The sequence below is a fragment of the Arthrobacter sp. zg-Y238 genome (assembly GCF_024385525.1).
GTDB classification, from domain to species: Bacteria; Actinomycetota; Actinomycetes; order Actinomycetales; family Micrococcaceae; genus Arthrobacter_B; species Arthrobacter_B jinronghuae.
The window spans coordinates 80750-99031 of record NZ_JANFLU010000010.1; the positions used below are offsets into that span (position 1 = coordinate 80750).

Sequence of the window (18282 nt, forward strand, 5' to 3'; positions counted from 1 at the left end):
TTAAAGGAGCACCAACAATGACTTCCACTCCCACCGCCCGGCTTTCCGAAGCCGGAGTCTCCATCTGGCTGGACGACCTCTCCCGCGAACGGATTGTTTCCGGTTCCCTGAAGAAGCTCATCGATGAGCGCAACGTGGTCGGCGTGACCACGAACCCGAGCATCTTCGCAGCAGCCCTGGCCAACGGTGCGTCCTACGCCGCCCAGGTGCAGCAGCTTTCGCGCTCGGGTGCCGACGTCGACAAGTCCGTCTTCGAAATCACCACCGACGACGTCATCCAGGCCTGCGACCTCTTCGCACCGGTCTACGAGGCCACCAACGGCGTCGACGGCCGCGTGTCCATCGAGGTTGATCCGCGCCTGTCGCGTGACACCCAGGGCACCATCAACGAGGCGAAGGAACTCTTCGACAAGGTTGGCCGCGCCAACGTCCTGATCAAGATTCCCGCCACCCAGGAAGGCCTGCCGGCAATCACCGCCACGCTGGCCGCGGGCATCAGCGTCAACGTGACCCTGATCTTCTCCCTCGAGCGCTACCGCGAGGTCATCAACGCGTACATGCTCGGCATTGAGCAGGCTAAGGAAAACGGGCACGACCTCTCCACCATCCACTCGGTGGCGTCCTTCTTCGTCTCCCGCGTCGACGCCGAGATCGACAAGCGCCTGGACGGCATCGGCTCCGACGAGGCCAAGGACCTGAAGGGTAAGGCCGGCCTGGCCAACGCCCGCCTGGCCTACCAGGTCTTCGAAGAGCAGTTCGCCAGCGAACGCTGGCAGGTACTGGCCGCGGCCGGTGCCAACGCGCAGCGCCCGCTCTGGGCCTCCACCGGCGTGAAGGATCCGGCCCTGCCGGACACCCTGTACGTCACCGGCCTCGTGGCACCGAACTCGGTGAACACCATGCCGGAAAAGACGCTGGAAGCCACTGCGGACCACGGCGAAGTCACCGGTGACACCATCACCGGCACGTACGCCGAGTCCAATACCGTCCTGGACCAGTTGGACGGCCTTGGCATCTCCTACAACGACGTCGTGGAGCAGCTGGAGACCGAAGGCCTCGATAAGTTCGTGGTCAGCTGGGGCGAGCTCCTCCAGACCGTTGAGACCGCACTGGATACCGCGAAAGAGGCATAGGAAAAAAATGACAACTCTGTCCTTTGAAGCAGCCGGGGCGGCCAGCGTTGCCGTCGACGCCAAGGTGCCCGAACTCGTGGGGGATGAAGTCGCCTCCCGCCTCGTGGCCCAGGATCCCACTCTCTGGGGACCAGATGCCGAAGCCGAGGCGTCCATCCGCCTGGGCTGGCTCAACCCCGGAGAAAGCTCCCGGCCGCTCGTGGGACAGATCGCGGCGCTGAGGGAAGAGCTTGCCGCCGAGTCAGTGACCCGCGTGGTCCTGGCCGGCATGGGCGGCTCTTCCCTGGCGCCCGAGGTCATCACCCGCACCGCGGGCGTGGACCTGACAGTGCTGGATTCCACCGACCCGGACGTCGTTGCAGCCGCCCTCGGTGACCGGCTGGCTGAGACCGTCATTGTCGTGAGCTCCAAATCGGGTTCCACGGTGGAGACGGATTCGCAGCGCCGGGTTTTCGAACAGGCCTTCACCGATGCCGGTATCGACGCCAAGTCCCGCATTGTGGTTGTCACCGACCCGGGGTCGCCGTTGGACGCGGCGGCCCGCGAAGCCGGCTACCGCGCCGTCTTCAACGCCGACCCCAACGTCGGCGGACGCTACTCCGCCTTGACGGCCTTTGGGTTGGTGCCTTCGGGCCTGGCCGGAGCGGACATTGAAACCCTGCTGGACGACGCCGAGATGACGGCGGAAATCCTGCGGGACGACGCACCGGACAACATCGGCCTGGAACTCGGAGCGGCACTGGGCGGAACCGACCCGCTGCGCAACAAGATCGTGATCGTGGACGAAGGCTCCGGGCTGGCAGGCTTCCCCGACTGGGCCGAGCAGCTTATCGCGGAATCCACCGGCAAGCTCGGCACGGGCCTGCTGCCCGTCGCCGTCGAACCCGGCGCCCCGGAAATGGTATCCGGTGCCGGCGACGTACTCACCGTACGGATTGTCCCCGTCGATTCCGACGTCCTCCCCGAAGGAGACCAGGTAGTGGTTTCCGGAAGCCTGGGCAGCTCCATGATGCTCTGGGAATTCGCCACCGCGGTGGCCGGACGCCTGCTGAACATCAATCCCTTTGACCAGCCGGATGTCGAAGCTGCGAAGAAGGCAGCACGCGGACTGCTGGACGCCACTCCGGCGCCCACGGAACCGTCCTTCATCGACGGCTCCGTCGAGGTGCGCGGGCCGGCTGACCTCCTTGGCACGGCACACACCCTGCGCGGGGCGCTGGCAGCCCTGCTCCGTCAGCTCGGCACGGACGGCTACCTCAGCATCCAGGCCTACCTGGACCGTTTCCGGCAGGCCGAGCTGGAACAGATCCGGCCGGAGCTTGCTGCAGCCACCGGCCGTCCCGTCACCTTCGGGTGGGGGCCGCGCTTCCTGCACTCCACCGGCCAGTTCCACAAGGGCGGCCCGGCGCAGGGGGTGTACCTGCAGATCACCGGCAAGCCCGCGCAGGACATCGGCATCCCGGAACGGCCCTTCACCTTCGGTGAACTCATCAGCGCGCAGGCTGCCGGGGACGCGCAGGTCCTCGCGGACCAGGGCCGCCCGGTACTGCGGCTGCACCTGTTGAACCGCGACGAAGGGGTCCGTGAAATTGAAAACGTTGTGCGTTCCCTGGCCGCAGAAGTTAGCAGCAAGTAAATGACGGCCGCGGAAAAGACCAGGAAGGGCAACCCGCTCCGGGATCCACGGGACCGCCGGCTGAGCCGGATCGCGGGTCCGTCCTCCCTTGTGATTTTTGGCGTGACCGGAGACCTGGCCCGGAAGAAGCTCATTCCGGCTGTCTATGACCTGGCCAACCGCGGCCTGCTTCCGCCCAGCTTCTCGCTGGTGGGCTTCGGCCGCCGGCCGTGGAGCCACGAGGAGTTCGCCGCGCAGGTGAAGGAGTCGGTGCAGGCGTATGCCCGGACCGATTTCGATGAGGGCGTGTGGAAGCAGCTGGCCGAGGGCATCCGTTTCGTCGAAGGCGGCTTCGACAGCGACGAAGCCTTCGAGGACCTCAAGGCGACCCTCGAGGACCTCGATGAGCGACGCGGAACCCGTGGGAACCACGCGTTCTACCTTTCAGTGCCGCCCAAGTCCTTCGAACAGGTCTGCCAGCAGCTTTCCGGACACGGACTGGCTAAGACCTCCGAGGGCAAATGGCGGCGGGTGGTCATTGAAAAGCCGTTCGGCCACGACCTGGCCTCCGCGCGGGAACTCAACAATGTGGTGGAATCGGTGTTCCCCGCCGATTCGGTGTTCCGCATCGACCACTACCTGGGCAAGGAGACGGTCCAGAACATCCTGGCGCTGCGCTTCGCGAACCAGCTGTTCGAACCGATCTGGAACGCCAACTACGTGGACCACGTGCAGATCACCATGGCCGAAGACATCGGCATCGGCGGCCGTGCGGGTTATTACGACGGCGTGGGCGCGGCCCGCGACGTGATTCAGAACCACCTGCTGCAGCTTTTGGCGCTGACCGCCATGGAGGAGCCCATTTCCTTCAATGCGGAACACCTTCGCGCGGAAAAGGAAAAGGTTCTGGCGGCCGTCCGGCTGCCGGAGGACCTCTCGCGCAGCTCCGCCCGCGGGCAGTACACCGGCGGCTGGCAGGGCGGTGAGAAGGTTACCGGTTTCCTGGAGGAGGAAGGGTTCAACCCGGAATCCAAGACCGAGACCTTCGCTGCGATCCGCCTGGATATCAATACCCGCCGATGGGCCGGAGCGCCGTTCTACCTGCGGGCCGGCAAACGGTTGGGCAGGCGTGTCACCGAGATCGCCGTCGTCTTCAAGCGCTCCCCCAATCTGCTGTTCCGCGAACACGACGGCGACGACTTCGGCCAGAACGCCGTCGTCATCCGCGTACAGCCGGACGAAGGCGCCACCATCCGGTTCGGCTCCAAGGTGCCGGGTACACAGATGGAGGTCCGCGATGTCTCCATGGACTTCGGCTACGGGCACTCTTTCACCGAGTCCAGCCCCGAAGCCTATGAACGGTTGATTCTGGACGTGCTGTTGGGCGAGCCTCCGCTCTTCCCCCGGCACCAGGAGGTTGAGCTGTCATGGAAGATCGTGGATCCGTTCGAAGAATACTGGGCGTCGCTCGACACGCAGCCGGAGCCTTACGCTCCCGGCAGCTGGGGGCCGGACTCCGCCAACGAGCTGCTCGCCCAAGACGGAAGGACCTGGAGAAGGCCGTGATAGTAGAACTGCCGGACACCACCACCTCCAAGGTGTCCAAGGAAATTGTTGCCATGCGGGAAAAGGGCGGCGTGGTCACCCTCGGCCGCGTCCTGACCCTGGTGGTGGATACCCAGCCGGACTTCGTTGAGGAGGCCATCGCGGCCGCCAACGAGGCCAGCCGGGAACACCCGTGCCGCATCATCGTGCTGGCCGAGGGCAGCCCGGATGATGACACGCGCCTTGACGCCCAGATCCGGGTAGGAGGCGACGCCGGGGCCTCAGAGGTCATTGTCCTGTCCGGACACGGCGAACTGGCCGGCGAAAGTGAGTCACTGGTGTCGGCCCTGCTGCTGCCCGATGCACCCATAGTGGTCTGGTGGCCGCACGGAGTGCCGCAGGACCCGGCGCAGACGCCGCTGGGCTGCATTGCCCACCGCCGGATTACCGATGCAGCCACCGAGGACGATCCGAAGAAGGCGCTGCTGGGACTGGCGGACAGCTATGCTGCCGGGGACACGGACCTCAGCTGGACCCGGTTGACCAATTGGCGCGTCCAACTGGCCGCAGTCCTGGACGGCGGAGGAGCGGCCCTGGTCCAGTCCGTCATCGTCGAAGGTGCCTCGGACTCGGCCAGTACCTTCCTGCTGGCCGCCTGGCTGAAAAAGGCATTGGATGTACCGCTGGAAATCATTGAAGGGGAAGCCGGAACCGGTATCCACAGGGTAGTGTTTAGCCGCGGCGACGGAGATGTGGAGCTGGCCCGGCCGGACCAGGTCACCGCCCATCTGACCCAGCCCGGGCAGCCGGAGCAGCAGATTGCGCTTCCGCGCCGCACCCTGCGGGACTGCCTGGCGGAGGAGCTGCGCCGGCTCGATCCGGACGAGGTCTTCGGAGAAGTACTCACCGAGGGACTGGCCGCGTGCCTGTCCAAGGAAGGGGCGGACGCATGAAGCACTCCCCCAACGGCGTCAGCATCCACCCGGATCCGCAGGCGCTCGTCTCGACAACGGCAGCCCGGCTGATCACCAAGCTCGTGGACGTGCAGAGCCGGCGCGGGGAAGCCACCGTGGTCCTCACCGGCGGAACGGTGGGCATCGCGACCCTGGAGGCCGTGACGGCCAACCCGGCACGGACGGCAGTGGACTGGACAAAGGTCAACTTCTGGTGGGGCGATGAACGGTTCCTCCCCGCCGGCAATCCGGAGCTGAACTCATTCCAGGCGCGGCAGGCGATGCTGGATCCGCTTGGCGTCCCGGCCGGCCGCATCCACGCGGTTGCTTCCGCCAATGAGGTCGACACAGTGGAAGACGCCGCAGCCGACTACGCCCGTCAGCTGGCCGAAGCGGCTGCCGCCGAGCAGCTTGCGACCGGGTTCAGCGCCGTTGACCCGCGGCTCCCCCGCTTTGACGTCCTGCTGCTCGGGGTGGGCCCGGACGCGCACATTGCGTCCCTCTTCCCGGAAACCCCGGGCGTGCGCACCGTCGGATCCACCACCGTAGCCGTGCGGGATGCGCCCAAGCCGCCGCCCGAGCGGATCTCGCTTACGTTGGAGAGCATCAACACGGCCTCCGAGGTATGGCTGGGTGTCGCCGGCAATGACAAGGCTGGCGCCGTGGGCCTGGCTCTCGCTGGCGCAGGGGAAATCCAGGTCCCGGCCGCGGGAGCCCGCGGCCGCACCAAGACCCGGTGGCTGATTGACCAGGCTGCGGCGTCGCAGCTGTCCCAGCGGCTCTTCGACTCCGAGGACCCGGACGCAGGGGACGAGGACTAGGCCCGACCAGCGTTACAGAAAACGAATGGCCCCCGGAAAAATCCGGGGGCCATTCCTTTGGAGCTGTTGCTGCCTACGCTTCGCCGGCGAAGCTCTGGATCAGCCCGAGGGCCACGATGACCAAGCCCCAGGAGAGCGCCAGCGCCACCGTGAAGCGGTTCAAGTTCTTTTCGGCAACACCGGAGGATCCGAGGCTGCTGGTCATGCCGCCGCCGAACATATCCGACATGCCGCCGCCGCGGCCCTTGTGGAGCAGGATGAGCAGCGTCAGCAGCAGGCTCGTGATCGCAAGGAGCACCAGCAGGACGATCTTCAGAATTTCCACTTACGGCCTTTCGGGTGACTCATGGATTGGAGACGCCGCTGCGACGCCCTTCAGCTGCAGTTCAGTCAGTCACCAGATGTTGTTCGAACCTGACAATATTAGCAAATTCGCCTACATCCAAACTGGCGCCGCCTACCAGCACGCCGTCCACGTCCCGCTCCCCCAGAATGCTGGCCGCATTGGCGGCCTTGACCGAGCCGCCGTAGAGCAGGCGGGTCTTGGCGGCAACGGCATCGTCATACAGGTCAGCGATTTCGGCACGGATGGCGGCACACATTTCCTGGGCATCCTCGGGGCCGGCAACTTCACCGGTGCCGATGGCCCAGACGGGCTCGTAGGCAATAACAAGGCGGGACACCTGCTCGGCGTCCAACCCGGCGAGGTCCCGGCGGACCTGCTCCAGGGTGTGGATCACGTGGTCCCCGGCCTGCCGGACCTCGAGCCCTTCGCCCACGCAGAGGACGGGCACCAGGTTGTGGCGGTAGGCGGCCTTGAGCTTCTCGTTCAGCAGCTCGTCGCTCTCGCCGTGGACGGACCGGCGTTCGCTGTGGCCTACGAGGACGTAGCTGCAGCCGAGCTTGGCCAGGAACTGGCCGGAGATGTCACCGGTGTAGGCGCCGGAATCCTTGGGCGACAGGTCCTGCGCGCCGTATTCCACCTTCAGCTTGTCGCCCGCCACCAGCGTCTGCGTGCTGCGCAGGTCGGTGAACGGAGGGAACACCACAACTTCCACGCGGCCGTAGTCATGCCGTGCGTCGCTCAGCGTCCACGCCAGCTTCTGCAAAAGGGTGATGCCCTGGACGTGGTCCATGTTCATCTTCCAGTTGCCGGCGATCAGGGGTGTGCGGTCGAACTTGCCGTTCGTGGAGGTGGTCATGGTTACTCCGGTTTCTTACTCGCGGTGCACCGGCCGCTGGGCCGGGCGGGATGGGACATGCGGGTGCGGGCCCGCTGGGACAGCGGACCCGCACCTTGGGTTTTACTTGTCGAGGACGGTAAGGCCCGGAAGGGCCTTGCCTTCGAGATACTCGAGGCTGGCGCCGCCGCCGGTGGAGATGTGCCCGAAGTCGGCTTCCGAGAAGCCCAGCTTGCGGACGGCCGCAGCTGAATCGCCGCCGCCGACCACGCTGAAGCCGCTGGAGTCCTTCAGGGCCTGGGCCACGGCACGGGTGCCGTTGGCGAAGGCTTCGAACTCGAACACGCCCATCGGACCGTTCCAGAAGATGGTCTTGCCGTGGCGGATCCGCTCAGCGAAGGCCGCGGCGGAATCGGGACCGATATCCAGGCCGATACCCGACGCGCCGAACCGGCTGTTCTCGATGCCGTCCGCAGGAACGGTGTCGACGTCGGCATCCGCAGCGAACTTGTCCGCCACCACAATGTCGGTGGGCAGTACAAACTCGCAGCCGACCTCCTTGGCGCGGCTCAGGTATCCCTTCACATTTTCGATCTGGTCTGCCTCGAGCAGCGATGCGCCGACCTTGTGGCCCTGTGCGGCCAGGAAGGTAAAGACCATGCCGCCACCCACCAGCAGGTAGTCGGCCCGGTCCATCAGGTTCTCGATCACTGCCAGCTTGTCGGACACCTTGGAGCCGCCCAGAACCACCACGTAGGGCTTCTCCGGGTTCTCGGTGAGGCGCTTGAGGACCTCAACCTCGGTGTGCACCAAACCGCCTTCGTAGGCGGGCAGCGCCTCGGCAACGTCGTAAACGCTGGCGTGCTTGCGGTGCACGGCGCCGAAGGCGTCATCCACGTAGGCACCGCTGCCGCCGGCCAGGGCTGCCAGCTCCCCTGCCAGCGCCTGGCGTTCTGCATCGTCCTTGGAGGTTTCGCGCGGATCGAACCGGATGTTCTGCAGCACCAGGACGGACCCGGCGGCCAGCGAGGATGCCAGTTCGCGGGCGCTGTCGCCCACCACGTCTTCGGCGAACTCCACCGGGAACGGGGACAGTTCGGCGAGGCGGTCGACGGCGGGACGCAGCGAGTACTTCTCATCCGGCTTGCCCTTCGGGCGGCCGAGGTGGGCCATCACAATAACCTTGGCACCGTGCTCCACCAGGGTCTGCAGGGTGGGAATCGACGCCCGGATACGTCCGTCGTCGGTAACCCGGCCGTCGTCGAGCGGGACGTTCAGGTCTGAGCGGACGAGGACGTACCTGCCGTCAACGCCTTCGCTGATCAGGTCGGGGAGAGTTTTGACAGTCATGTCTACCTTTGCGTACTCGGTTGATTAAAGCTTTGAGCCAACAAGCTTGGTGAGGTCCACCAGACGGCAAGAGTAGCCCCACTCGTTGTCGTACCAGCCCACGACCTTCACCTGGTTCCCCATAACGCGCGTCAGGCCCGAGTCGAAGATGCACGAGGCAGGATCGGTGACAATGTCGGAAGAGACAATCGGCTCGTCGGTGTAGCGCAGAATGCCCGCCAACGGACCGTTGCCTGCGGTCTTGTAGACATCATTGATCTGTTCCACCGTGGCCTCCTTGGAAACCGTCACGGTGAGGTCGGTGACCGAACCGGTGGGCACCGGGACGCGCAGCGCGAAGCCGTCCAGTTTGCCGTCGAGGGCCGGCAGGACGAGGCCGATGGCCTTGGCGGCGCCCGTGGTGGTGGGGACGATGTTGAGGGCTGCGGCGCGGGCGCGGCGGAGGTCGCGGTGCGGGCCGTCCTGCAGGTTCTGGTCCGCGGTGTACGCGTGGACGGTGGTCATCAGGCCGCGTTCAATGCCGAACGCCTCGTGCAGGACCATGGCCAGCGGGCCGAGGCAGTTGGTGGTGCAGGAGGCGTTGGAGATGATGTTGTGCGACGCGGGGTCGTAGTCGCCGTCGTTGACCCCCATCACGACCGTGAGGTCGGCACCCTTGCCCGGGGCGGAGATCAGGACCTTCTTGGCGCCGGCATCGATGTGCTTCCTGGCGTCCTCGGCCTTGGTGAAGAATCCGGTGGACTCAATGACGATATCCACGCCCAGATCGCTCCACGGGAGGTTCGAGGGATCCCGTTCGGCGAGGACACGGATGGTCTTACCCCCGACGACGATGTTGCCCTCGCTGACTTCGACGTCGGCCCCCAGGCGTCCGGTGACGGAATCGTACTTGAGGAGGTGGGCGAGGGTCTCGGGGCTGGTGAGGTCATTTACCGCGACGATGTCGAGGTCGGCGTTCTGCTCCAGGGCCGCCCGGAAATAGTTGCGGCCAATACGCCCGAATCCGTTGATTCCAACACGAGTAGTCACTGTTCTGTCTCCTTGAGTAGGGGTTCAATCGAGAGCTGTGTGACCTCAGGGTAAGAAGCCACCGGACTAACTGCGGCCTGACACTTCCGCTTGGGAAAACCCTTCCGGCCGCGGCGCCGTGGCCCCGTCCCGCCGGTGCCCGAAGGCTCCGGGCGGGACCGGACCTACGGATTTATCTTACGCGTCACAGTCTCCGTAGGGACCGGGGCACCCGCACAAATGTGCGGCAAAGGGGCAGACTAGGCCGGGACGATCAGGCTCTTGGCACCGGTGCGGGCGGCGTCGAAACGTGCGGCGACGTCGGCCCAGTTGACGATGTTCCACCATGCCTTGACGTAGTCGCCCTTAACGTTGGCGTAGTCGAGGTAGTAGGAGTGCTCCCACATGTCGAGCATCAGCAGCGGAATGGTTCCCACCGGGACGTTGCCCTGCTGGTCGTAGAGCTGCTCGATGACGAGGTTCTTGCCCAGCGGTTCGTAGGCCAGGATGGACCAGCCGGAGCCCTGGATGGAGTTGGCCACGGCAGTGAACTGGCCGCGGAAACCGTCGAAGGAACCGAAGAACTCATCGATGGCTGCTGCCAGTTCGCCTTCGGGCTTGTCGCCGCCGTCCGGGGACATGTTGTTCCAGAAGATGCTGTGGTTGGTGTGGCCGCCCAGGTGGAAGGCCAGATCCTTGGAGAGCTTGCCGATGGTGCCGAACTCGCCCTTTTCACGTGCCTCGGCCATCTGGGCCAGAGCCGTGTTTGCGCCGGCCACGTAGGTGGCGTGGTGCTTGTCGTGGTGCAGTTCCATGATGCGTGCGGAAATGTGCGGCTCAAGGGCCGCGTAATCGTACGGCAGTTCCGGCAGTGTGTATTCGTTCACGAAAATCCTCCGTTGGTGTCGGATCAATGTTCCGGACGGAATTCCCGTCCGGAAACTCGTTGTGCCGCCGAAGGGCAGCAGGCTTCCATCCTATGCAATAACGCTATTCATCCAACATTTCCGGAGTGACGCTGGACTCAGTACCTGGAATGCCCAGTTCCGCTGCGCGCTTGTCCGCCATGGCCAGGAGCCGCCGGATCCGTCCGGCAATGGCGTCCTTGGTCATGGGCGGGTCGGCGAGGTGTCCCAGCTCGTCCAGGCTGGCCTGCTTATGCGCCACGCGGAGCTCGCCGGCGTAGCGCAGGTGCTCCGGGACGTCCTCGCCGAGGATCTCCAGGGCGCGCTCGACCCGCGCGCCGGCGGCAACGGCAGCCTGTGCGGAGCGGCGCAGGTTGGCGTCGTCGAAGTTGGCAAGCCGGTTCGCGGTGGCCCGCACTTCTTTGCGCATCCGGCGCTCTTCCCACACCATGAGCGCGTCATGCGCACCCATCCGGGTGAGCAGGGCAGCGATGGTGTCGCCGTCGCGGATCACCACCCGGTCCACGCCGCGCACTTCGCGTGCCTTGGCGGCAATGCCGATCCGACGGGCGGATCCGACCAGGGCCAAGGCCGCTTCAGGTCCCGGGCAGGTGACTTCAAGCGAGGACGACCGTCCGGGTTCGGTAAGGGAACCGTGGGCGAGGAAGGCGCCCCGCCAGACGGCCTCCGCGTCGGCTGCGGAACCGTTGACCACGACGGAGGGCAGCCCCCGCACCGGACGCCCGCGGGCGTCCAGGAGGCCGGTCTGCCGGGCGAGCGATTCGCCGTCCTTCACCACCCGAACCACGTAGCGGTTGCCACGGCGCAGTCCGCCGCCGGACACCACAATGATGTCGCTGGCGTGGCCGTAGACCTCGGCAATGGCTGCCCGCAGCCGCCGGGCTGTCGAAGCCAGGTCAACCTCGGCTTCGATGACTATCCGTCCGGAAATGATGTGCAGGCCGCCGGCAAAACGCAGCATTGCCGACACCTCGGCCTTGCGGACTGAGGATTTCTTCACGTCCAGACGTGACAGTTCCTCTTTTACAGCTGCGGTTAACGCCACAAATACACTCCTAATTCTCCCCAAAAATATCGTGGAAGGCGGTCGCGAGGCGGAGCGGATCATGGATCGGACGCCCCGACGCTGCCCCTACCTTACCGAAGACCGCACGGCCGCCCAGTTCTGCTACTGCATCTTCAAAGGCAGCTTTGTCCGCCACCACCGACGGATCCACCAGCACGGCGTCCACCTTGAACTCCGGCGCGTAGCGGCGGATTACCGCCAAATGGTCGACGGCTGTCATTCCGGACGTTTCGGTGGTCTCATTGCTGAGGTTCATGGTCAGGCAGCGCTTGGCGGATGTGGCGCACAACGCATCCCGAAGCTGCGGCAGCATCAGATGCGGCAGGACAGACGTGTACCAGGAGCCGGGTCCCAGGACCACCCAGTCGGCCAGCTCGATTGCTTGGAGCGCTGCCGGGCAGGCCGGGGCATCGACCGGCAGCAGCCGGACGTCGCTGACGTTGCTGCGGACGCCGGCAGCGGCGAGGCTGGCCTGGCCGCTGATGGTCTCGAACACGTCTCCGTCCTCGGTGCGCCGAAGGACATCACCTTCAATGGTGAGCGGCAGCGTGGACATCGGCAGCACCTGGCCGCGGGCACCCAGCAGGGCGCCGGCCCACTGGAGTCCGGCAACGGGATCCCCCAGCAGCTCCCAGAGCGTGACAATCAGCAGGTTGCCGAGGGCATGGTCATCCAGGGAACCTTCGACCCCCGGCTGGGAACGGAAGCGGTGCTGCATAACGTCTCGCCAGGTGCGACCCCAGTCAGTGTCGTCGCAGAGCGCCGCCAGGGCCATCCGCAGGTCCCCGGGCGGAAGGACGCCGAGTTCACGGCGGAGGCGGCCGGAGGAGCCGCCGTCGTCCGCAACCGTAACGATGGCGGTGAGGTCGGTGGTGAGCAGGCGGAGGGCGGAGAGAGATGCGGACAGTCCGTGGCCGCCGCCGAGCGCGACGATTGATCCGCCGTCGCTCTCACGCCCCTGCCCCTGGGGAATCAGGGGCAGGGGTCCGGTGAGGAAGGACATTACTCGCGCCCCAGATCCCGGTGGTGGGAGCTGACGGTCACGTGCGGAAGCTGCGCCAGGCGCTTGGCCAGCTCCTCGGTGACGGCAACGGAGCGGTGCTTACCGCCCGTGCAGCCGACGGCGATCGTGGCGTAGTGCTTGTTTTCCCGGCGGTAGCCGTCAATGACGGGCTCCAGGGCGTCAACATAACGGTCGAGAAACTCCGCGGTGCCCTTGGCCTGCAGGACGTAGTCGCGGACGTCTTCGTCCAGCCCGGTGTGCGGGCGCAGCTGCGGGACCCAGTGCGGGTTGGGGATGAAACGGACATCGGCAACGTAGTTTGCGTCCACCGGCAGTCCGTATTTGAAGCCGAAGCTCATGACATTCAGGCGCAGCACAATCGGGCCGGACTCCGTGAACAGCTCGGTGACCGTCGTGGCGAGTGCGTGGACATTCAGCTTGGAGGTATCCACGATGATGTCGGAGGACTCCCTCAGCTCCTTCAGGACCTCGCGTTCGACGGCGATGCCGTCCAGGATGCTGCCGTCCTCCTGGAGCGGATGCGGCCGGCGTCCCTGTTCAAACCGGCGGACCAGGGTGGAATCATCGGCGTCGAGGAACAGCAGGCGGTAGGTAACGCCGGCGCTACGCAGGTTGCGCAGGGCTTCGCGGATGTCCTGGAAGAGTTCCTTGCTGCGGACGTCAACCACCACGGCCAGCTTCGGGATGGACTGCGGCATCCGGGACACCAGTTCGGTGAGGGTGCCCAGCATCATCGGAGGCAGGTTCTCGACGACGTACCAGCCGTGGTCTTCCAAGGCATTGGCAGCGGTGCTGCGCCCGGCGCCAGACATGCCCGTGACTACGAGCAGCTCCGATTCCTCCGGTTTGACTACGGTCAAGCCGTCCTCTTGCGTCATTACTGATCCCATCCTGATTGTCCCTGCTTTTCGAAGAACTCCGAACGGTTCGAAGCTGACACGCCGGTTCCCAAGCCTAACTAAGTTTCCAGGATTTCGCCGGTGGCCATATTGACCGCCGGAACTCCCGCCGTTTCCTTGTCGGCCAGACGGCTGCGCAGGTTGGCGGCCATGGCCGGGCCGATGCCCGGCACCGCCAGGAGTTCCTCCTCGGTGGCGGCACGCAGCTTCTTCACCGACCCGAAGTGCTTGAGCAGTGCCTGCCGCTTGGACGGCCCCAGTCCGGGCACATCATCGAGCAAGGACGCGGTCATGGACTTGCCCCGCTTCTGCCGGTGGAAGGTGATGGCGAAGCGGTGTGCCTCATCCCGGACGCGCTGGAGCAGGAACAATGCCTCGGAGGCCCGCGGGAGGATCACCGGGAAGTCGCTGTCCGGAACCCAGACCTCCTCAAGGCGCTTGGCCAGCCCGACCACCTGCACGTCGGTGATGCCCAGATCCGCGAGGGCCTTCGACGCCGCTGCGACCTGGGGCTGGCCGCCGTCCACCACCACCAGGTTCGGCGGGTAGGCGAACTTCGCCTTGGGCGCCGGGGTGAGGGTGTCGGTCAGCGGCTGGACATCGCCGTCGCCGCCGCGCTCGTCCCGCAGGTCCGCCGGTGCATCGGGGTCGGCGGCGGGATCCGCGTTCTCCGCAAGGTAATTGCGGAAACGCCGGGAGATGACGTTGTACATGGAGGACGTGTCATCCCGGGCGGCGTCGCCGGTGATCGAGAACTTGCGGTAGTCCGATTTCTTCGGCAGGCCGTCTTCGGCCACCACCATGGAGGCAACCACATTGGTGCCCTGCACATGGGAAATGTCGTAGCACTCGATGCGCAGCGGCGGCGAGGGCAGGTCCAGGGCCTCCTGCAGTTCCTGCAGCGCAGCGGAGCGGGTGGTGATGTCCCCGGCCCGGCGGCTCTTGTGCAACCGCAGGGCATCGGCGGCGTTGCGGGCAACGGTCTCCATCAGGGCCTTCTTGTCGCCGCGCATGGGCACCCGGATGTCCACGCGTGCCCCGCGCAGGCCGCCCAGCCACTCGGCGAGTTCCTCGGCGTCCGGCGGCAGCACCGGGACGAGGACCTGGCGGGGAATGCGGTCGGTCGAGTTCGCCTCGCCGTAGACCTGCTGGATCAGGTGCTCCACAAGATCAGCCGTGTCGTTGTCCTCCACCTTCTCCACCACCCAGCCGCGCTGGCCGCGGATGCGCCCGCCGCGGACGTGGAACACCTGGGCCGATGCCTCAAGTTCGTCCTCCTCCAGGGCGAAGATGTCGGCGTCCGTGTCTTCGCTGAGGACCACGTTGTTGCGTTCGAATACTTTCCGCAGGGCCGAGATATCGTCGCGGAGCCGGGCGGCGGTTTCATAGTCCAGTTCGGCGACGGCGGCCTGCATTTCCTTCTCCAGGCTGGAGATGAAGCGCTTGCCCTCGCCGGCCATGAAGTCGCAGAGTTCCGCGGCCAGCTCGCGGTGGTCCTCTGGGCTGATCCGTCCGACGCAGGGGGCGGAGCACTTGTCGATGTAGCCGAGCAGGCAGGGCCTGCCCGTGCGCTCGGCGCGCTTGAAGACGCCGCTGCTGCAGGTGCGGACGGGGAAGACCCGGAGCAGCGTATCCAGGGTTTCGCGGATGGCCTTGGCCGGATAGAACGGCCCGAAGTAGCGGGTGTCCTTACGCCGGTCCCCGCGCATGACCTGGGCGCGGGGGTACTTCTCCCCCATGGTTACGGCCAGATAGGGGTAGGACTTGTCGTCCCGGAACATGATGTTGAACCGGGGGTTGAATTCCTTGATCCAGGTGTATTCCAGCTGCAGCGCTTCGAGTTCGGTGCCCACCACCGTCCACTCGACGCCGGCCGCGGTATGCACCATGGCCCGCGTCTTGGGCATCAGCCCGCGCGGGTTGGCAAAATAGGAGTTCAGGCGGGAGCGGAGGTTCTTCGCCTTGCCCACGTAGATGACCCGGCCGTGCTCGTCCCGGAAGCGGTATACGCCCGGGGCCGTGGGGATCTCCCCTGTTTTCGGCCGGTAGGTTGCTGGATCTGCCACCTCTCCATCCTACGTTCGCCTTTCTCCTGACCCGGACGGCGGCTCGGGGTTTCGCGGGGCGCTGAACAGGCCCCGCCGCTGCCGGCGCCGGTGCGCGTGTTTGCCCGGCTTTCGTTATAGGGTCTGATGCGACTGGGTCCGGGGGGGGGCTCCGGCTTTTGTGAGCGAGAGGGATGCAATGGGTTTTGCGCGAAGTACTTCGATCCACGCGATGCCGGGGGTGACTGTCCACGTTTCCACCGTGACCGTCACCACGTACGTGGGGCGGACGAGGCTTCTCGGGGCAACGCCGGTGTCGACACTGGCGGGACAAGCCTCCCTTGGGTCCCAGATGCTTAACGCATCCGGTCAATACTTCGCACCCGCTCCCGGAACCCCCGCACCCGCGGCGAGGCCGGGTTTGCTCGCACCCAGGGAAGAAAAGGCCCTCTACGCCTACGGGGTGACCCGCACGGCCGCCGGGCTGGACCCCCTGGTGCTGCAGCATCCCGTATACGGGCAGGCAGCTGCGGCCCTGCTGGGGCTGCGGCTGCTGCACGCCGGAGATCACGAGGCGTGTGTCCGGCATCTGCAGAGTGCTATCCATGCTCCCGAGCCTGTCGAAACCAATCTGTTTGTCCTGAAGTACCTCCCCGGCTTTAGTTTCACCCTGGAAATAGCGGGCGGCGTGAGCGTTCGGCTTCCTTTGACGAACGCCGCGCTCACCCTGGCACTCGCGGAGGGGCTCCAATCGCTGGGGAGGGGTCCCGAAGCCATCCAGTACATTGAACAGCTTGAGCCGACGCTTCCGGCGCTGCTGAGCCTTACCGAGCTTTATTCGGATCGCCGCGACTGGGAAGAGGTTCTTCGGTTGACCGACGGGGTCAACGTGGACTCAGACGTCACCGCTTTGCTGGCTATCCTCAGGTCCCAGGCGCACCTTGAACTCGGTCACCGGGTGGCAGCCGAGGAATGTTTGGAACCCGTGACAGAGAACCGCGGGTTGTCCAGGAACGTCCGCTTCAAAGCTTTGGTCCTCCGCTCGAATATTCACCTCGCGGAGCACGAGTACGGCCCGGCCGTTGCGGACCTGGAGAAGATCCTGGCCGAGGACTCGCAGATTCCGGGGATCCGCGAGGCCATCGCGAGGTTCAGGAAGATCAGCCAGGACAAGGTTGAGGCCGAACCGGTCCCGGCAAAGCGTACGGGCGGCCGGGCGGCAGGCTTCTATCCGGATCCCGAAGGTGTTGCACCGTTTCGCTACTGGGACGGGGAAGCCTGGACCTCCCGGGTCCGCATGACGCAGTTGTAGGAGGGCCCGGACGCCTGGCTACCCCTCCGGCCGGTTCCGGTTGTAGCTGTCGGAACGCTGCTGGCCGCTGAGCTCGGCGATGGCGTCCATGACCCGGTCGGTGGCCTGGCGGCGGGCCGGCAGCGCATGCTCCGGACCGGTCTTCTGGAAGTACAGCGGCTGCCCCACCTTCAGGGTGAAGTGTCCGGGCTTGACGGTTTTCTTGCCGGCGGGCTGCAGTTTGTCGGTGTCGATGAGCCCCACCGGCACCACCGGCGCCCCGGAGGTCAGCGCCAGCCAGCCCACGCCGGTGCGGCCGCGGTAGAGCAGCCCGTCGCGGGAGCGGGTGCCTTCGGGGTAGATCCCGACGCCGCCGCCCTCCTCGAGGATGTCCAGCAGGGTCTTGAGTGCCGCAACGCTGGCCGCCTGCTGGTCGCGCTGCACGGGAATGGAACCGACGCCCTCGAAGAAGCTTTTCATCGCGAGTCCCTTGAGGCCGGTACCGGTGAAGTATTCGGCTTTGGCGAAGAAACCCACTCGGCGGGGCAGCAGGGCCTGGACCAGGACGCTGTCCAGGAAGGACTGGTGGTTGCAGGCGACAATGAACGGCCCGTGAGCCGGAACGTGCTCAAGCCCGGTGATCGTGGGCCGGCAGAGACCGGCAACAAGCCCGCGGGTGCTTGCGCGGGTCAGGTTATACAGAACCATTCAGTGCCGCTCCGTTCTGTGCATAGGCCAGCACAGCATCGGCCAGTTCTTCCGCGGTGTCAACGACGACGGCGGCCCCCGCCGCTTCGAGCTCGCCGGCGGCAGCGAAGCCCCAGGAGACACCGATGCAGTCGATTCCGTTGGCAGCGGCTCCCTCGCAGTCGTGCCGGCGGTCCCCGATCATGACGGCACGGTTGTAGGAGCCCGCGTGTCGGTCCAGGGCGGCGCGGATGATGCCGGCCTTGCCGTCCAGCGCGGCTGCGGCCTGCTCGTCTGCCGGTGAGCCGTGTACGGAGGCGAAAAGGGTACCCATCCCCTGCACCCCGAGCAGATCCATGGCCAAGTGCTCGGGTTTCTGGGTGGCCACGGCCACGGTGTGCTCGGTGCGCAGCTTCTCCACCAGTTCCTGGATACCCGGGTAAGGCCGGCTCTGCGCCATGCCTGTCTGCCGGTAGCCCTGGCGGTAGTGCCGGATCACCGCTTCCAGGCGGTCCTGGGGAACGCCGGCAATTTCACGCAGGGACGTGACCAGCGAGGGGCCGACCATCCGGAAGAGGTCCGCCTCTGACGGCTGCGGCAGCCCGCAGGCAGTGAGGGCGGAACGGATGCCGCCCGTGATGGCACCGGCCGGATCAACCAGCGTTCCATCGAGATCGAACAGCACCAAAAGCCGGGGAGAAGTCACGGGCCTAAGTTTGGCATATCCGGGCGGCCTAA

Annotated in this window: 17 protein-coding genes; 6 read left to right on the forward strand and 11 right to left on the reverse strand. The window is 65.9% G+C overall.

Annotation, left to right across the window (positions count from 1 at the left end):
- Positions 1 to 17: 17 nt before the first annotated feature.
- Genes tal through pgl form a run of 5 tightly spaced genes read left to right on the forward strand, consistent with a single transcriptional unit; the run spans position 18 to position 6067 of the window.
- Positions 18 to 1133 carry a transaldolase gene (gene tal, locus NNX38_RS09305; RefSeq protein ID WP_255797732.1) on the forward strand — a complete coding sequence of 372 codons (1116 nt, stop codon included), beginning with the start codon at positions 18 to 20 and terminating at the stop codon, positions 1131 to 1133.
- A 7-nt stretch (positions 1134 to 1140) separates the two neighbouring features.
- Positions 1141 to 2769, forward strand: coding sequence for a glucose-6-phosphate isomerase (locus NNX38_RS09310; protein WP_255797733.1), 1629 nt, complete (start codon positions 1141 to 1143; stop codon positions 2767 to 2769).
- Positions 2770 to 4314 (forward strand): glucose-6-phosphate dehydrogenase, encoded by a 1545-nt coding sequence (gene zwf / locus NNX38_RS09315; protein WP_255797734.1) that lies wholly within the window; start codon positions 2770 to 2772, stop codon positions 4312 to 4314. It abuts the gene before it with no gap.
- The gene (locus NNX38_RS09320; RefSeq protein ID WP_255797735.1) at positions 4311 to 5246 is read left to right on the forward strand and encodes a glucose-6-phosphate dehydrogenase assembly protein OpcA; all 936 of its coding nucleotides are present in this window, start codon (positions 4311 to 4313) and stop codon (positions 5244 to 5246) included. The genes zwf and NNX38_RS09320 overlap by 4 nt, the downstream gene beginning before the upstream one ends.
- Entirely contained in the window at positions 5243 to 6067 is an 825-nt protein-coding gene (gene pgl, locus NNX38_RS09325) for a 6-phosphogluconolactonase (protein WP_255797736.1), read from the forward strand. Before NNX38_RS09320 ends, pgl begins: the two co-directional genes overlap by 4 nt.
- A gap of 73 nt (positions 6068 to 6140) precedes the next feature.
- On the opposite strand, the gene secG is transcribed toward pgl, so the two are convergent.
- The 9 genes from secG to uvrC all read right to left on the reverse strand — a co-directional run bounded on the left by secG (position 6141) and on the right by uvrC (position 15587).
- Entirely contained in the window at positions 6141 to 6392 is a 252-nt protein-coding gene (gene secG / locus NNX38_RS09330; protein ID WP_229951952.1) for a preprotein translocase subunit SecG, read from the reverse strand.
- 61 nt (positions 6393 to 6453) lie between these two features.
- Entirely contained in the window at positions 6454 to 7269 is an 816-nt protein-coding gene (gene tpiA / locus NNX38_RS09335) for a triose-phosphate isomerase (protein ID WP_229951953.1), read from the reverse strand.
- Between the two features lie 102 nt (positions 7270 to 7371).
- Positions 7372 to 8598, reverse strand: a complete 1227-nt coding sequence (gene pgk / locus NNX38_RS09340; RefSeq protein WP_229951954.1) for a phosphoglycerate kinase — start codon at positions 8596 to 8598, stop codon at positions 7372 to 7374.
- Between the two features lie 24 nt (positions 8599 to 8622).
- Positions 8623 to 9627, reverse strand: a complete 1005-nt coding sequence (gap, locus tag NNX38_RS09345) for a type I glyceraldehyde-3-phosphate dehydrogenase (protein WP_255797737.1) — start codon at positions 9625 to 9627, stop codon at positions 8623 to 8625.
- A 239-nt stretch (positions 9628 to 9866) separates the two neighbouring features.
- Positions 9867 to 10493 carry a superoxide dismutase gene (locus NNX38_RS09350; protein ID WP_229951956.1) on the reverse strand — a complete coding sequence of 209 codons (627 nt, stop codon included), beginning with the start codon at positions 10491 to 10493 and terminating at the stop codon, positions 9867 to 9869.
- Between the two features lie 103 nt (positions 10494 to 10596).
- On the reverse strand, positions 10597 to 11577 hold the full coding sequence (gene whiA, locus NNX38_RS09355) for a DNA-binding protein WhiA (protein ID WP_227921727.1): 981 nt from the start codon (positions 11575 to 11577) through the stop codon (positions 10597 to 10599).
- Positions 11578 to 11587: 10 nt separating this feature from the next.
- Positions 11588 to 12601: a uridine diphosphate-N-acetylglucosamine-binding protein YvcK gene (gene yvcK, locus NNX38_RS09360; protein ID WP_255797738.1), complete on the reverse strand. Its 1014-nt coding sequence runs from the start codon at positions 12599 to 12601 to the stop codon at positions 11588 to 11590.
- Positions 12601 to 13500, reverse strand: a complete 900-nt coding sequence (gene rapZ, locus NNX38_RS09365) for an RNase adapter RapZ (RefSeq protein WP_255797739.1) — start codon at positions 13498 to 13500, stop codon at positions 12601 to 12603. Before rapZ ends, yvcK begins: the two co-directional genes overlap by 1 nt.
- Positions 13501 to 13580: 80 nt before the next feature.
- Positions 13581 to 15587: an excinuclease ABC subunit UvrC gene (gene uvrC / locus NNX38_RS09370; RefSeq protein ID WP_255797740.1), complete on the reverse strand. Its 2007-nt coding sequence runs from the start codon at positions 15585 to 15587 to the stop codon at positions 13581 to 13583.
- 400 nt (positions 15588 to 15987) lie between these two features.
- On the opposite strand from uvrC, the gene NNX38_RS09375 reads away from it, so the two are divergent.
- On the forward strand, positions 15988 to 16878 hold the full coding sequence (locus tag NNX38_RS09375) for a DUF2510 domain-containing protein (protein WP_255797741.1): 891 nt from the start codon (positions 15988 to 15990) through the stop codon (positions 16876 to 16878).
- Between the two features lie 18 nt (positions 16879 to 16896).
- Here the strand turns inward: NNX38_RS09375 and NNX38_RS09380 are convergent, their stop codons facing one another.
- Together NNX38_RS09380 and NNX38_RS09385 are read right to left on the reverse strand one after the other, a co-directional pair.
- The gene (locus NNX38_RS09380; protein WP_227921743.1) at positions 16897 to 17565 is read right to left on the reverse strand and encodes a 1-acyl-sn-glycerol-3-phosphate acyltransferase; all 669 of its coding nucleotides are present in this window, start codon (positions 17563 to 17565) and stop codon (positions 16897 to 16899) included.
- Positions 17552 to 18250, reverse strand: a complete 699-nt coding sequence (locus NNX38_RS09385) for an HAD hydrolase-like protein (protein WP_255797742.1) — start codon at positions 18248 to 18250, stop codon at positions 17552 to 17554. The genes NNX38_RS09380 and NNX38_RS09385 overlap by 14 nt, the downstream gene beginning before the upstream one ends.
- Between the last annotated feature and the right edge of the window lie 32 nt (positions 18251 to 18282).

Coding starts and splice junctions, on each gene's coding strand:
- tal (WP_255797732.1), top strand. CDS start 18: ATGACTTCCACTCCCACCGCCCGGCTTTCCGAAGCCGGAGTCTCCATC.
- NNX38_RS09310 (WP_255797733.1), top strand. CDS start 1,141: ATGACAACTCTGTCCTTTGAAGCAGCCGGGGCGGCCAGCGTTGCCGTC.
- zwf (WP_255797734.1), top strand. CDS start 2,770: ATGACGGCCGCGGAAAAGACCAGGAAGGGCAACCCGCTCCGGGATCCA.
- pgl (WP_255797736.1), top strand. CDS start 5,243: ATGAAGCACTCCCCCAACGGCGTCAGCATCCACCCGGATCCGCAGGCG.
- tpiA (WP_229951953.1), bottom strand. CDS start 7,269: ATGACCACCTCCACGAACGGCAAGTTCGACCGCACACCCCTGATCGCC.
- pgk (WP_229951954.1), bottom strand. CDS start 8,598: ATGACTGTCAAAACTCTCCCCGACCTGATCAGCGAAGGCGTTGACGGC.
- yvcK (WP_255797738.1), bottom strand. CDS start 12,601: ATGTCCTTCCTCACCGGACCCCTGCCCCTGATTCCCCAGGGGCAGGGG.
- rapZ (WP_255797739.1), bottom strand. CDS start 13,500: ATGACGCAAGAGGACGGCTTGACCGTAGTCAAACCGGAGGAATCGGAG.
- NNX38_RS09380 (WP_227921743.1), bottom strand. CDS start 17,565: ATGGTTCTGTATAACCTGACCCGCGCAAGCACCCGCGGGCTTGTTGCC.